A 14,024-nucleotide genomic window follows, 5' to 3' on the forward strand; every position below is an offset into this window, starting at 1 on the left:
CACCCGTTTCGTTGGGCCCTGGGGCGGTCCTGATCGCGTCTAACCCAGTGGAGGGGTCTGTCTCACTAGCGAAGTCCCACGAGCGAAGTCCCACGAGCGAAGCGGAGAGCGGTCTGTGCGTGAACACCAGGATGGGGAAGTCGAGGAGGCGAAGGCCGGGCGCCGCCGGTGGCGTCCGTTGCGGCGGATCGACTACCCGCGCGGCGGGCGGCGCGGGTTCCGCCGCTGGCTCCCGTCCTGGCGGCAGCTGCTCCTGGTGGTGGGGGTCCCGGTGCTGGCGCTGACCGGGCTGGCGGCCTGGTTCTACGCGACCACCGAGGTCCCGGAGGACCTGAACGCCTTCGCCACCCAGCAGAACAACGTCTACTACTGGGCGGACGGCACCGAGATGGCCCGGATCGGCGACACCAACCGGCAGGAGGTGCCGCTGGACCAGGTGCCGGAGTCGGTGCAGTGGGCCGTGCTGTCCGCCGAGAACGAGACCTTCTACTCGGATCCGGGGATCTCCCTCAAGGGCATCAGCCGCGCGGTCTACGAGATGGTCTCGGGCGGCGACACCCAGGGCGGCTCGACCATCACCCAGCAGTACGTCAAGAACATCTACCTGAACCAGCGCCAGGACGTCTCCCGCAAGCTCAGCGAGATGGTCATCGCGATCAAGCTGGACCAGCGGATGAGCAAGCGGGACATCCTGGCCGGCTACCTGAACACCAGCTGGTTCGGGCGCGGCAGTTACGGAATCGAGCGTGCCGCGGCGGCCTACTACGGCAAGGACGTCTCGCAGCTGAACCCGAGCGAGGGCGCCTTTCTCGCTGCCCTGTTGAAGGGGGCCGGGCAGTACGATCCGGCGCTGAGCGCGGCCAACCACGAGCGGGCCGAGGAGCGCTGGTCCTGGATCCTGGACCGGATGGTGGAGGTCGGCAAGCTGTCCGCCGCCGAGCGCGCCACGTACACGGTGTTCCCGGAGCCCCGGCCGCAGCCGAAGGCCGCCGGGCTGAGCGGGCAGGTCGGGTACCTGGTGGACATGGCCCGGAGCTACGTGGAGAGCCACAGCGACATCACCCCCGCCCAGTTCGACCTCGGCGGCCACCAGATCTTCACCACCTTCGAGAAGCCGAAGGTCAACGCCCTGGCCGCAGCGGTGCAGGAGGCCACCAAGGGCATCGACCCCGGCAGCCGGGAGGCCGACAAGCTGCTGAAGGTCGGCGCCGCGTCGGTGGCCCTCGACGGACGGATCGTCGCGCTCTACGGCGGACCGGACTACCTGAAACAGGGCTTCGACAACGCCAACACCTCGACGGTGCCGATGGGTTCGGCCTTCACCCCGCTGGTGTACGCCGCCGGACTCAGCCAGGGCGTGCAGCGCCAGCGCGGCGGCGACCGGAGCCCGGTGACACCCGGCACCACCTACAACGGCGACAACGGGGTGAACGTGATGACCCCGGAGGGGCCGTACTGGGGGCGGGACGGGAAGATCGTGAAGACCGCCAACGACGGCAAGCGGAACTGGGGCCAGGTGAGCCTGCGCAGCGCGGTGGAGCAGTCCGTCAACGGCCCGATGATGCAGCTCGGCATGGACGTCGGCCTGGACCGGGTGCAGCAGACCGCGGCCGCCCTCGGCCTGCTCCCGGAGAGCATGGGCGAGTTGGTGCCCGCCTTCGGTGTCGGCAACTCCAAGCCGAGCGCGATCCGGGCCGCCGACGCCTACGCCGCCTTCGCGGCCGGCGGCCGCCACACCGACCCGTACTCGGTGCTCCGGATCACCCGCAACGGCACCCAGCTCGACCTGCGGCTGCCGACCGCCGTCCAGGCACTGCCCCCGGCGGTGGCGGCGGACGTGGACACGGCGCTCAAGGGAGCGGTGCGCGGCGGCAGCGCCCAGGCGCTGGCGGCGGCGGGCCCGGGCGTGGCGGCGAAGCCCGGCACCACCCCGGACCGTACGGCCGGGTGGACCGTCGGCTACAAGGGGCCGCTGTCGACGGCGGTCACGGTCTTCCGGGCGGACCTCAAGGACATGAAGCTGCTCTCCTTGGAGGGCCTCGGCGGAGCCTCGCCGGAGACCCCGGACTCCGAACTGCCCGGCCGGATCTGGACCGCCTTCATGAAGACGGCCGGGTAGCGGAGTGATCGGGGCTCCGGCCCGGCGCCCGGCAGGCGACGGGACAGGCTTCGGGCAGGGCGTCGACCACGACGCCGATCGAGGGGCGCGCGGCCGAGGCGGACCGCCAGACGACGAAGATCCGGCGACGAGGGCCGTCCGCCAGAGGCACGAACCGCACCGGAGCGGAGGCCGGTTCACGTCCCAGGCGCGGGATGAGGGCGACGCACAGCCCGGCCGCGACCAGCGCGAGCTGCGTCGGGTGTTCCGCGGCGGTGTGGGCGATGCGGGCGCCCCTGAGATTGCGCACCAGCCAGGTGTGGCACAGCTGTCCGTCGTTCGAGGTGATCCATTCCTCGTCGCGGAGCTCGTCCAGGCTGAGCCTCGGACGGTCGGCGAGCCGGTGGTCCCCGGGCAGGGCGATGTCGTAGGTGTCGTCCACGAGGGCGCGCTGCTCCAACCCCGGGGGCAGGACGAGCGGATCGTCGATCCACTCCTCGACGACCGCCAGGTCGACCAGCCCTCGGCGCACCGCCGGGATCGCCTCGTACGGCTCCTGCTCCCGCGCCGACACGGTCAGACCCGGGTACCGCGACCGTAGGGCCCGCAGTGTCGGCGGGAGCAGCCCGCGGGCTGCGGTGGGGAAGGCCGCGATGGTGAGACTCCCGCTCACCACTGTGCGGTGCTGCTCCATCGTCGCCATGACGCGCTCGGCCTGCGCCAGCAGTCCCGCCGCCTGGTCGGCCAACAGGACGCCGGCCTCGGTCAGGCGGATGCCGCGTCCCTGACGTTCCGACAGGTGAGTACCGGTCTCCTGCTCCAGCCGGGCCATCTGTTGTGAGATTGCCGACGTGGTGACGTGCAGGAGTCGTGCTGCGCCCACGACCGATCCGGTCGTGGCAACCGCGTGCAGCACGCGCAGGCGCTCGAGGTTCAACATCTCAGTGATGCTACGAGATGCAGTCCACATATAGTCACTTGTGTCTGCTGGTGATCGAACACCAGAGTGAGCGTCTGCTCGTGACGAAACCACAGCAGACCCAACGTCAGTGCCCGCACAACCAGGGTGCCTCCCCACGCTCGAACACCAGGAAGGCAGCATCACCATGTCCAGTCTGCGCAAGAAGATCGCGCTGATCGCCGCCGCGTCCGGCCTCGCCGTCAGCACGGTGGCCCTCGCCACCCCGGCCAGCGCCGACGTCATCACGGGGGGAGGAGATCGGGGCCTTTGCCAGTACCGAGTCTGCATGTCGTACAACGGCGGCGGCGAGGGCGCCTGGTTCAGGTCGAACTACGCAGAGGTGACCGACCTGGCCGGCTGGGAATTCGGCCTGGGCGCCTTCAACAACTCCAACCAGTGGAACGGTGACGGCCTGCCCGTCAAGAATGCCGCGGCCTGGATCGTCAACACCGGCTCCCAGGACATCTACGTGTACGTCAACAGCAAGGCCTACGGATGGGGCGCCTACGACGTGGTCTACCCCGGGAATGCCGGCGACCTGCAGGTCACCCGCAACAACGAGGCCTCGTACTCGGTCAACGTCTACTCGTGATCGTCGCCGGCTGACGGCTGACGGCTGACGGCTGACGGCTGACGGCTGACGGTCGTCGGTCATGCACCGATCCCGCCGGGCCGGCCGCTCGCGCACCGCGCGCGAGCGGTCGGCCCGGCAGCCACGCCCTTGCCCCAGGAAGGTCCCACCGCCGTGCCGCACCCTCCGCACCGCGTGTCCGCCGGAACCACCGCACTCGTGCTGACGGCGCTCGGCGCCCTGCTGGCCGGCTGCTCCGGCTCCGGCCACCCGGCAGCCGCCCCGAAACCGGCGGCCGCCGCAGCGACCCTGGCGGACATCCCGGCCACGCCCAGTGCCGACGTCCCGTCCGCGGCCCCGACCGACCTGAGCGCCCTCCGCCTGCCGATCGAGCAGTACGTGCTCACCCCGGCCGACAACGCCCTGCTGAACCAGGCCTCGTGGGTGCTGGCCGGTGACTGCATCCAGCACCACGGCGTCACGTTCCGGACGCCGACCGCCCTCACCCACCAGCGCAGCGGCAGTGAGGTCCCGCGCCGGTACGGACCGGCGGACCCGGCCGCCGCCGCCCAGTACGGCTACCACAAGGCGCCCGTGCCGGACCAGGACAAGGTGCCGACCGACGACATGGCCTCGCTGTCTCAGGCCGACCGCGTCACGGTGCACGGCTGCCTCGCGGATGCCCAGAAACAGCTCAGCGGCGACGCGGCCTACGGTTCCTCCCGGATCGGCGAACAGATCAACTCCCGCAGCTACGTCAAGGCCACCGCCGACGACCGGGTCACGGCCGCCTTCGCCGCCTGGTCCGGCTGCATGAAGACCGCCGGCTACGGCTACGCCTCACCGATCGACGCCTACAACGACCTGCACTGGGGCGCCTCGCCCACGGCGGACCAGCAGGAGATCGCCACCGCCCAGGCCGACATCACCTGCAAGCGCCAGACCAACCTGATCGGCATCTGGTACGCGGTCGACGCCGCCTACCAGCAACAGCAGATCCAGGCGCACCAGGCGGAACTCGACCGCGACCGTGCCGCCGAGCAGCGCCAACTCGACGAAGCCCGCAAGGCGTTGACGCGGAGCCCGGGATCGAACTGACGCGGACGATCACCCAGGTCGACGGATCCCAGGCGTCCCGGAGGGGTCAACGCCGCGGGGCGGGCAGGGGGGAAGCGGCGATCCGGCCCAGCAACGTGGCGAGTTGCCGGGGCATGGAGAGGAACGGCGAGTGGCTGCTCGCCAGTCGGTGGACGGAACCGGCACGGCCGGCGAGCTCGCGCTGCCTGGACGGTTCGAGCGCCTGGTCGCGGTCGCAGACGATGTAGCTGGAGGGTACGGTGCGCCACCCCGCCGTGGTCACCGGCTCCGTGAAGGAGCGGACGCTCTGCGGGCGCAGCCGGGTCACGGCACGGTCGGCGTCGGCCCCGGGCACGTCGTCGAAGAGTATCCGCCGGGAGTCCGGGTAGGGCGGGGCCTGGCCCGTGCCGTCGTCCGGGACCGGCGTCCCGAGGAAGGTGGACATGCTCTCACCCGCGTCCAGCTGGAAGGCGGCGAGGTACACCGCCAGCACCGCGTTCGGAGCGTCCGCGATGGCCTCCGTGACGGGGACGCCGCCGTAGGAGTGGGCGATCACCACCGCCGGGCCGCCGATGCTCCGGAGGCTCGCCCGGATGGCGTCCGCGTCGTCCAGCATGCCCACCGGGCGGGCACCGTCGGGCCGGTCGACCGGAGGATGGGAGCTGGGCAGGTCGATGGCGCGGGACCGCCAACCGTCGGCGTCGAGCGCGGTGCGGACCGCGTCCCAGCACCAGGCTCCGTGCCAGGCTCCGTGGACCAGCAGGAAGGTCGGCCGGTCGGTGTCAACGCCCATCTGTGGTACCTCCGTTGCGCGGATCGCCGAGGGCGGGGGAGCGCGGAGCGCGGCGGACCCCCGCCCGTGGGGTGCGAGCCGGGTGGCCGCGCTCAGGACTTCCGGTCGTCGACGATACTGCGCGACCGCGTGGGCGTCGGCGCCGCCCCTCCCGCCCGCCGCCGGGGCACTGCGCTTCCCGCGCCCACGGCCCGGGCTGGGCCTGGTGGTGCCCGCGACCGCTGGCCGGTACGCGGAGGCGGCTCGGCTTCGACCGGAGGGACGCCTGAAACCGCCCTTCGGGCGAGTCATTTGACCAGGCGGGACCAGTCGGCCGGTTGACCGGGGTCGAGCTGGCGCAGCTTGTCGAGGACCTTCGGGTCCTGGGCGTCCAGCCAGTCGGCGACCTGGCGGAAGGAGACGCAGCGGACGCCGTCGCGGTGGCAGACGTCCTTCACCACGTCCTCGATCGCCTGCATGTAGATGCCGCCGTTCCAGTCCTCGAAGTGGTTCCCGATGAACAGCGGGGCCCGGCTGCCGTTGTAGACCCGCTCGAAGCCGGCGAGGTAGCTCTGCCGGGCCTCCTTCTCCCACTCGTCGAACTTCTTCGGGTCGCCCTTGGTGGTGTTCCCGGACTGGCCGGCGAGGAAGTTGAAGTCCATCGACAGGCCCTGGCTCTCCCTGGCCGGGAAGGGCAGCATCTGGAGCGGAAAGTTCCAGATGCCGCCCCTCTTGCTCGGCCAGACCTGGAACTCGCCCGGGGAACTGGCGTCGTAGCGGAAGCCCGCCGCCTTCTCGGCCGGGAGGAGGTTCTTCTGCCCCTCCAGGCAGGGGGCGCGGCCGCCGACCAGCTCCTTGGTGTAGTCGAAGGGGAGCGGCGGGAGGTCCTTGAAACCCGTGTTGGTCTTCCAGTTGGTGACGAAGGAGACGGACTGGTCCAGCTCGCTCTTCCACTCCGCGGTGCTCCAGTCGTTACCGCCCTTCTTCCCGCAGAAGTGGCCGTTGAAGTGGGTGCCGATCTCGTTGCCGTCCAGCCAGGCCAGGCGCAGCTGCTCCAGGGTGTCCTTGATGTGGGCGTCGGTCGCGTAGTCGATGGAGGAGGCGCCCGGGTCGTGCTGGGGCGGGTGGTAGAGGCTGCGCTTGGACTTGGGGAGGGTGTAGATGCCGGTGAGGAAGTAGGTCATCTGGGCGTTGTTCTCCGCGCCCAGTTTGCGGAAGCGGGAGAAGAGGTGCTCGTCGCCCTCCAGGCCGCCGTCCCAGGAGAAGACGACGAACTGCGGCGGCTTCTCGCCCGGTTTGAGCTTCTCGGGCTTGGGCTGCTTGGGCTGGGGGCCGGTGTAGGAGGTGGAACCGTCGCCGAGGACGTGGACCTGGCCGTCCCAGGTCGGTGTCGGAGTCGGGGTGGCGGGTTCCGGGTCCGGCTCCGGTTCCGATTCCGGGGCTGTGGGATCGGGGGCGGCGGCGTTCGGTCTGCCCTTCGAGAAGGAGTCTCCCGTGGTGAGGGTGAGGGACGCGACGACCCCCACTGCCAACAGGACGGCCGCACCACGAGCAGTCCGCACCGATTCCCCTTCTCTCGGCCTACAGTTCGATCAAATAGAACACTCATGTGATCGATGACTTGCGGGGCGGAAAAGGTTGCACGATTCGAGGAGCAAGTTCCCCGGGTGCATGTCCGGCGAAGGTGAAGGTCGGTGTCGTCGTGCCGGCGACCGGCACGGACGGTAGGTCTCGAGACGTCGCGGCACACCGGCCGCCTGTCGCAACCAAGATCGGCACGAGTTCGTCCCACTGGTGGATCGAAGGCACCGAATCACCAGGGGGAAGCGATGGCCGCGGTCGAACCGGACAATCCGCACGCGGTCGGAGCGCAGGGGCTCGCACCGGATCGCCCTACCCCGAGCCCACGCCGTCAGGTCGTCACCCTCGGTGCGGCCTGCGCCCTGCCGTCGTTGATCTCGGTGGCCATCGGCAGCGTCAGCCGGCACTTCGAGCCCGGTGGGCACGTCCTCGTGATCCTGAACTTGGTGGTGACGCTCGCGGTCGTCATACCCGCGTACTTCGTCAGTGTCCACGCCCTGCAGCCGTCCGCCCCCCGGCGGTGCTGGCTGCTGGCACCCGTGCCGATGGCGCTCGGCCTCGCCGCCGCCCACGGGCTGGCCCTCCTGCTGCCCTTCCGCCCGGGCCTGCTGAGCGTGCTGGTGCTCGCCCTCCCGTCCTTCGCCCTGGCCGGAGCCGTGGTGCTGCGCTCACGCACCGCCCTGCCGGCGACCGTCGGCATGCTGCTGGGCCTGTTCGTGCTCGCGTTCCCGCTGCGGGCGATGCAGCGGGAAGTGGGGGTCCAGGACCTACTGCGCGAGGCCGGTATCCCGTCCCGGTCCCTGATGCGGCCGGTGCTCTCGGCGGACGTACTGGTCACCGGGATCAGTGGGGACGGGCATCAGGCGGTCTTCGTGCTCAGTGACCAGGCGGACATCCACGCCGGCAGTGGCGGCCTCGGCAAGGGCTTCGACAAGGCCGCGGTCGAGACGGTCTCCCCGGGCTACAGCGCCCCCTGCGGCCGCCCGCTGCTGTCCGCGGACGGCGAGAACCTCACCACCAGCCCTTTCACCCCCTGCCTGCCGGAGCCGGGTGGCCTGTGGTCCGACGGAGCGAACCGGTACGTCCTGCAGCGCGACGGCCTCACGATCACGCTGGCCGCCGCCGGCGGCGAGCTGAGCGCCCTCGGCGGGCGCGGCGAGGTGCGCCAGGCCATCCTGGCGACCCGTCCCGCCACCGAACCCGAACTGCGCTCCCTGGAGGGCTGGTTGCCCTCCAGCTGGCTGGGCTGCCTGTTGCTCTGACCACCCGGAGACGGGACGGTTCCAACCGGGACGGCGTCCGAAAGGTCATCGGGGAGGCTGCCCGCCGGAGACGGGCAGCCTCCCCAGCGGCACTACTGGGTGAAGTTCACGTCGATCACCTGGTAGAAGGCGTGGCCGGTGTCGGCCACCTCCCACACGCCGAGGATCACGTGGTAGCCGGAGCGGTTCGGCAGCTTGACCGGGTGCGGCTTGTCGAGGTGTGGGTCGTCGTGGGCTTCCGGCATCTTGTCGTACGGCATGTCGCCGTACGGCTTGTACGTCGCGAACGGCTCACGCTCGAACTGGGCGCGGCTCAGCGGAGCACTCGGGTTCCAATCCTCCTTGGTCACGAAGTAGTTGTAGCGACGCGTGCGGTGCTTGGCCGAGAAGCCCCACTGGAAGGGCACCTCGACGCCCGCCCGGAGGTCGACCTTCGGCCAGTCCCGCACCTCGTCGAGCACCGCACCGGCCGGCTCGCTGCCGCCGCTGGCGATCTTCCCGTCCGGCGGCACCGCCTTGGGGCCGCTCGGGATGTCCGTCGGCACGTCCGGGTCCGGCAGCCCGACCTGCGTCGCCGGGAAGAACTTCCCGGCTTCCAGCCCGTTGGACGGCCAGCCGCCGTTGAAGTGAATGTCGGCGCGCGAGCGAGGACTCGTCAGTCGCCCGTGCCTGGGGACCGCATCACTGTTTTTCGCAGCCATTTCCATCTCCTCTCGGAGTCGGTGGGCCGGGCAAGCGCATGACAGCTCAGCGGGCGGGATGCGCCGACACGGGAGCAATAATGCCCTGCCCAGCGGAATTTGATGATTCGTAGGCTACCGGTCCGATCCGGCGGGACATCGTCACGCCACTCGCAAGAGTCCGTCGTGTTGTTGAACCGCCCGGCGAGGAGCTCTAGTCGCTGAGGCTCCGTCGGAGGTCCTCGGCAGCGGCGCGGGTGTAGAAGCGCCTGATGCGGGAGGGGGAGCCGGGTGCGCGGAGGTAGGCGTGGCGGGTCGGGTCCCAGAGGCCCCAGCTCTCGATCTGGAGGAAGTGGGGGCTGCTGGTGTCGATCAGGCGGATCTCGTAGTGGGGGGGGTGGCGGCGGTGTTGGTGAGGGTCCAGGCGCGGGCCTGGGCGTACGAGTAGAAGCGCAGCGGCTCGTCGGCCGGGGGGAGGGCCTTCACGAGGCGGTTGCTCGTGCGGTCGCGGACGACCCACACCTGGTAGGAGGCGCCGTGCGGGGCGTCGGCGGGGACGATGGCGTAGCGGTCGGTCATCGGCGGGTCGCGATCTGGATGAAGCCGGAGGCCTTCTCGACGCGCTCGGCGAACTCGTTGAACTCGCCGTCGATGGGGGAGATGGTCGCCTTGGTGGGGACGAGGATCGCGCCGGCCCGCTGGTCGATGACCCGCTGGAGGGCGGCGCGGAGCATGGGGCGGTGCTCGGGCCCCTTCGCGTCGGCTTCGTCGTCGACGACGATGAGGGAGATGTCCCAGTTGAAGGTGAGGGCGTAGGCCTCGCACATGCGCAACTCGCGCTCGGGGAAGGCGGAGTCGGTCCTGGCGAGGTAGGCGACGACCTGGAGGCGTTCGACGGCCTGCGGGGGCAGGGGGCAGTCCATGGCTGCTCCTCTCCGTAGTTGGAGGGCTACGGGGAGTGCTTACTGTCCGCTAAGCTTGGCAATCGTTCAACTTGCCTGCGTTTCAAGTGGAATCGAGTGTGAGCTGTGAACCGCAAGGAGCTTGATCCAACGGCGTCCCCACGTGAGTCCTTCGGCGCGCTGCTTCGCAGCTCGCGCGAGGCGCTGGGGTGGACCCAGCAGGATCTGGCTGCGGCCAGCGGGTACTCGGACAGCTACATCTCGGCGGTGGAAACCGGTCGCAAGTCCACCAGCCGAGACTTCGTCAGGGCGGTCGACAAGGCGCTCGGGACGGGGCAGACGCTTGAGCTGATGTGGGTCGGGATGCGGAGGAAGGGGTTCCTGGAGGGCTTCCCCGAGCACGCTGCGCAGGAGGCCCGAGCGGCCAAGATCAGGATCTTCGAGCCGAACCTCATTCCTGGGCTGTTCCAGACCAAGGCCTACGCATCCGCGATCGAGGCCGCAGCAGTGCAGCGAGGGAGCAGTACGCAAGACCAGGCTGAGGAGCGAGTGAGGTTCCTCGCGACGCGGCAGCGGCTTCTCAGGCGCGCCGAGCCGCCGGTGATCCACGCGGTGATAGACGAGAGTGCCATTCGGCGCCCGGTGGGTGGTGTCGCGACGATGCGAGCACAGCTTGAGCACTTGACCGAGATGGCGACCAGGCCTCATGTGATCTTCCAGATCGCCCCGTTCAGCCTGGCTGAGCACGCTCCATTCCGTTCCTTCGTCACCTTGTTGACGTCTGCCGACCGCTCTGTGGTCGGTTACACGGAAACGGCGGATCACGGCTTTGTTGTGCGGGAAGACAGGACTGTCAGGACGTGGGAAAAGGCCTACGATCGGTTGCAGGTGGAAGCGCTGACCCGAGCTGCGTCCCTTGAACTGATTCGCAAGGCCCGAGAGGAACTTTGACCCATGACCCGCCCAGACCTGTCCCGCGCTGCCTGGTTCAAGTCGTCGCACTCCGGTAACGGCGGTTCCTGTGTGGAGGTCTCACCCGACTTCCCCGGTGTCGTCCCGGTTCGCGACTCGAAGGACCCGGAGGGCCCGGCACTTGTCTTCCCGGCGGATGCGTGGAGTGCGTTCCTCGCCGCGGCCGTCTCCGGCGAGTTCGGCGACATCTGACCATCCGCCGATCATCCGGCCGCCTCGCGGTGCAGGGCCTGGACGGCCTGCGCCACGGCCGGCGGCGGTGGGTGGTGACGCCGCAGCCCGCCGCCACCAGGTGAAGCTCGGTCAGCCAGTCGCGCGCGATATGTGCGATGCGCGGTCGCCCGGGCAGACCAGGTCAGACGCCCAGTGCGTGCGCTGCGGTCGCGCACGACGTGCACGCCATGGAGCCTGCCGACATCCTGCACCCACCGACGTTCTTCGGTATCGAGTGCAGCACCGACTCGGTGATCATCTGGATGACCTTCAAGCACCGACCCCCCGCTCAGAAGGCGGCACTGTTCGAAGCCGTCGCCGACCGCCTCGCGACCGCCACGGGGTTGCGCCGCCAGGACGTCCTGATGACCGTCCTGGAAACCGCTGCGGAGAACTGGTGGGTGGAGGGCCGGACCATCGACCCCGAGACCGGGTTCGAACACCCGGATGAGCCCGGAGGCCATGGAGGCCGGCCGAGTCGGCTGAACCATGTGAGCCGCGAGCCCCCGGACTGGCGAGTCCGGGGGCTCGCGGCATTGACAGGGGGCCCGCTACGGCTGAATGCTAAGCAAGCGCTTAGTCATCGATCCTGCCGTCCCCGAGGAGCCGCCCGATGTCCGAGACTCCCGCCGATCCGCCCGGCCTGGACCTGGGCGGCCTCCGTTCGTACCTCGACCGGGAGCTGCCCGACGCCCTCCACGGGCCGCTGCGGGCCTCGCTCATCGAGGGGGGCCGCTCCAACCTCACGTACGTCCTCACGGACGACGTCACCCGGTGGGTCCTGCGCCGTCCGCCGCTCGGGCACGTCCTGGCCACCGCGCACGACATGGGCCGCGAGTACCGCGTGATGTCGGCCCTGCGCGACACCGACGTCCCCGTGCCGCAGATGCTGCTGATCGACCACGAGACCGACGTGCTCGGCGCCCCCTGGTACTTGATGGAGCACGTCAGCGGCGTCGCGCACCGCGATCGCGAGACGCTGGCCGCCCTCGGTGAGCAGCGGGTCGCCGCCCTCGGCCGCAACCTGGTCGAAACCCTCGCCGCCCTGCACAAGATCGACCCGGCCACCGTCGGCCTCGCCGACTTCGGTCGCCCCGAGGGTTACCTGGAGCGCCAGCTTCGACGGTGGTCCACCCAGCTGGAGAAGTCCCGCAGCCGCGACCTCCCCGACCTCGACCGGCTGCACGCCCTCCTCTCCGACCGCCTCCCCGCCTCGCCCGCCCCCGCCCTGGTCCACGGCGACTTCCGCCTCGACAACGTCCTGGTCGACGACTCCGACACGATCACCGCCGTCCTCGACTGGGAGATGTCCACCCTCGGCGACCCGCTCACCGACATCGGCCTCCTGGTGATGTACACCGAGCTGGCCGGCGTCGGCGGGGGCATCATCCCCTCCGCCATGACCGCCCCCGGCTTCCCGAAGCCCGACGAAATCGTCTCGTACTACGCCGAGTTGACCGGCCGTCAGGCCGCCGACCTGGACTGGTACGTGGCCTTCGCCTCCTTCAAGCTCGCTGCCGTCGCCGAGGGCATCCACTACCGCTTCCAACAGGGCCGCACCCTGGGCGCCGGTTTCGAGCGTGCCGGCGAGATGGCCCCGATCCTCGCCCGGCACGGCCTCAGCACCCTCAAGGAGGGCTAACCACAATGGACTTCGCCTACGACGCCCGCACCGACGAACTCCGCGAGCAACTGCTCGCGTTCATGGACCAGCACGTCTACCCCGCCGAAACCGTCCTCGCGCAGCAGCTCGCCGACCCCGCCCGCGAGCGCTGGGCCGCCCCGCCGGTGATCGCCGACCTCCAGGCGGAGGCCCGCAAGCAGGGCCTGTGGAACCTCTTCTTCGTGGACAAGCACAGCATCCCCGGCGAGCACGGCGCCGGCCTCACCAACCTCCAGTACGCCCCGCTCGCCGAGATCACCGGCCGCAGCATCCAGTTGGCCCCGCCCGCCCTCAACTGCGCGGCCCCCGACACCGGCAACATGGAGCTGCTGGCCCAGTTCGGCAGCGCCGAGCAGAAGGAGCGCTGGCTGCGCCCGCTCCTGAACGCCGAGATCCGCTCCGCGTTCGCGATGACCGAGCCCGAGGTCGCCTCCTCGGACGCCACCAACATCGCCACCCGGATCGAGCGCGACGGCGACGAGTACCTCGTCAACGGCCGCAAGTGGTACATCACCGGTGCGATGAACCCGGACTGCAAGCTGTTCATCGTGATGGGCAAGACCGACCCGGACGCGGCCCCGCACCGGCAGCAGAGCATGGTGATCGTCCCGCGCGACACCCCGGGCGTCACCGTCAAGCGCGGCATGACGGTCTTCGGCTACGACGACGCCGACCACGGCGGCCACGCCGAGGTGCTGTTCGAGGACGTCCGCGTGCCCGTCGAGAACCTGATCGGCGAGGAGGGCACCGGCTTCGCCATCGCCCAGGCCCGGCTGGGGCCCGGCCGGATCCACCACTGCATGCGGGCCATCGGCATCGCCGAGCGCGCCCTGGAGCTGATGTGCCGCAGGGCGAACGAGCGCGTCGCCTTCGGCCGTCCGCTGGCCGAGCAGGGTGTGGTGCAGGACTGGATCGCCGAATCCAGGGTGCGGATCGAACAGTTGCGGCTGCTCGTGCTCAAGACGGCCTGGCTGATGGACACCGTCGGCAACCGGGGCGCCCACACCGAGATCCAGGCCATCAAGATCGCCACCCCGCGCACCGTCGAGTGGATCCTCGACAAGGCCGTCCAGGCACACGGCGCGGCCGGGGTCAGCCAGGACACCCCGCTGGCCCAGCTGTGGGCGGGCAACCGCACCCTGCGCCTCGCGGACGGGCCGGACGAGGTGCACAAGCGCTCGCTGGCCCGCCGGGAGCTCAAGCAGTACCGCTGACGCACGCCGACGCCGTCCCCGTGCCCGATCCTTGATCATCCCCCGCTAGTCTGACGGG

General features: G+C 70.2%; 14 protein-coding genes and 2 pseudogenes. 9 read left to right on the forward strand and 7 right to left on the reverse strand.

Features of this window, described 5'->3' with window-relative positions; translation table 11 throughout:
• The first annotated feature begins 115 nt into the window (after positions 1–115).
• Positions 116–2,119 (forward strand): transglycosylase domain-containing protein, encoded by a 2,004-nt coding sequence (locus tag O1G21_RS34820; RefSeq protein WP_270149373.1) that lies wholly within the window; start codon positions 116–118, stop codon positions 2,117–2,119.
• On the opposite strand, the gene O1G21_RS34825 is transcribed toward O1G21_RS34820, so the two are convergent.
• Positions 2,100–3,038 (reverse strand): LysR family transcriptional regulator, encoded by a 939-nt coding sequence (locus tag O1G21_RS34825; protein WP_270149375.1) that lies wholly within the window; start codon positions 3,036–3,038, stop codon positions 2,100–2,102. The genes O1G21_RS34820 and O1G21_RS34825 overlap by 20 nt on opposite strands.
• A 166-nt stretch (positions 3,039–3,204) precedes the next feature.
• Here O1G21_RS34825 and O1G21_RS34830 point away from each other — a divergent pair, with 166 nt between their 5' ends.
• A complete protein-coding gene (locus O1G21_RS34830) occupies positions 3,205–3,651 on the forward strand; it encodes a hypothetical protein (protein WP_270149377.1) in 447 nt (148 codons plus the stop codon).
• Between the two features lie 174 nt (positions 3,652–3,825).
• A complete protein-coding gene (locus tag O1G21_RS34835) occupies positions 3,826–4,728 on the forward strand; it encodes a hypothetical protein (RefSeq protein ID WP_270149378.1) in 903 nt (300 codons plus the stop codon).
• 46 nt (positions 4,729–4,774) lie between these two features.
• On the opposite strand, the gene O1G21_RS34840 is transcribed toward O1G21_RS34835, so the two are convergent.
• Positions 4,775–5,500 carry an alpha/beta fold hydrolase gene (locus tag O1G21_RS34840; RefSeq protein ID WP_270149380.1) on the reverse strand — a complete coding sequence of 242 codons (726 nt, stop codon included), beginning with the start codon at positions 5,498–5,500 and terminating at the stop codon, positions 4,775–4,777.
• A 287-nt stretch (positions 5,501–5,787) separates the two neighbouring features.
• Positions 5,788–7,041, reverse strand: a complete 1,254-nt coding sequence (locus O1G21_RS34845) for a polysaccharide deacetylase family protein (RefSeq protein ID WP_270149381.1) — start codon at positions 7,039–7,041, stop codon at positions 5,788–5,790.
• Between the two features lie 267 nt (positions 7,042–7,308).
• Between O1G21_RS34845 and O1G21_RS34850 the strand changes: the two genes are divergently transcribed.
• Positions 7,309–8,322: a hypothetical protein gene (locus O1G21_RS34850; RefSeq protein ID WP_270149382.1), complete on the forward strand. Its 1,014-nt coding sequence runs from the start codon at positions 7,309–7,311 to the stop codon at positions 8,320–8,322.
• A gap of 92 nt (positions 8,323–8,414) precedes the next feature.
• On the opposite strand, the gene O1G21_RS34855 is transcribed toward O1G21_RS34850, so the two are convergent.
• The 3 genes from O1G21_RS34855 to O1G21_RS34865 form a co-directional block, all read right to left on the reverse strand.
• Positions 8,415–9,023, reverse strand: coding sequence for a lytic polysaccharide monooxygenase auxiliary activity family 9 protein (locus O1G21_RS34855; RefSeq protein WP_270149384.1), 609 nt, complete (start codon positions 9,021–9,023; stop codon positions 8,415–8,417).
• A gap of 351 nt (positions 9,024–9,374) precedes the next feature.
• Positions 9,375–9,581, reverse strand: coding sequence for a hypothetical protein (locus O1G21_RS34860; RefSeq protein ID WP_270149386.1), 207 nt, complete (start codon positions 9,579–9,581; stop codon positions 9,375–9,377).
• On the reverse strand, positions 9,578–9,925 hold the full coding sequence (locus tag O1G21_RS34865) for a recombinase family protein (protein ID WP_270149388.1): 348 nt from the start codon (positions 9,923–9,925) through the stop codon (positions 9,578–9,580). Before O1G21_RS34865 ends, O1G21_RS34860 begins: the two co-directional genes overlap by 4 nt.
• Positions 9,926–10,030: 105 nt before the next feature.
• Here O1G21_RS34865 and O1G21_RS34870 point away from each other — a divergent pair, with 105 nt between their 5' ends.
• Together O1G21_RS34870 and O1G21_RS34875 are read left to right on the forward strand one after the other, a co-directional pair.
• Positions 10,031–10,855, forward strand: coding sequence for a helix-turn-helix domain-containing protein (locus tag O1G21_RS34870; RefSeq protein WP_270149390.1), 825 nt, complete (start codon positions 10,031–10,033; stop codon positions 10,853–10,855).
• A 3-nt stretch (positions 10,856–10,858) separates the two neighbouring features.
• Complete coding sequence (locus O1G21_RS34875; RefSeq protein ID WP_270149391.1) at positions 10,859–11,068, forward strand: DUF397 domain-containing protein; 210 nt, start codon at positions 10,859–10,861, stop codon at positions 11,066–11,068.
• A gap of 70 nt (positions 11,069–11,138) precedes the next feature.
• Here the strand turns inward: O1G21_RS34875 and O1G21_RS34880 are convergent.
• Positions 11,139–11,231, reverse strand: a pseudogene (locus O1G21_RS34880) (LysR family transcriptional regulator); the annotation flags it as partial.
• On the opposite strand from O1G21_RS34880, the pseudogene O1G21_RS41880 reads away from it, so the two are divergent.
• The 3 genes and pseudogenes from O1G21_RS41880 to O1G21_RS34890 form a co-directional block, all read left to right on the forward strand.
• A pseudogene (locus O1G21_RS41880) lies at positions 11,206–11,475 on the forward strand (tautomerase family protein); the annotation flags it as partial. The pseudogenes O1G21_RS34880 and O1G21_RS41880 sit on opposite strands and share 26 nt — an antisense overlap.
• A 227-nt stretch (positions 11,476–11,702) precedes the next feature.
• Positions 11,703–12,731 (forward strand): phosphotransferase family protein, encoded by a 1,029-nt coding sequence (locus tag O1G21_RS34885; RefSeq protein ID WP_270149392.1) that lies wholly within the window; start codon positions 11,703–11,705, stop codon positions 12,729–12,731.
• A 5-nt stretch (positions 12,732–12,736) separates the two neighbouring features.
• Positions 12,737–13,966: an acyl-CoA dehydrogenase family protein gene (locus O1G21_RS34890; protein WP_270149394.1), complete on the forward strand. Its 1,230-nt coding sequence runs from the start codon at positions 12,737–12,739 to the stop codon at positions 13,964–13,966.
• The last annotated feature ends 58 nt before the right edge of the window (positions 13,967–14,024 follow it).

The sequence above is a fragment of the Kitasatospora cathayae genome (genome assembly GCF_027627435.1).
In the GTDB taxonomy this organism is placed as follows: domain Bacteria; phylum Actinomycetota; class Actinomycetes; order Streptomycetales; family Streptomycetaceae; genus Kitasatospora; species Kitasatospora cathayae.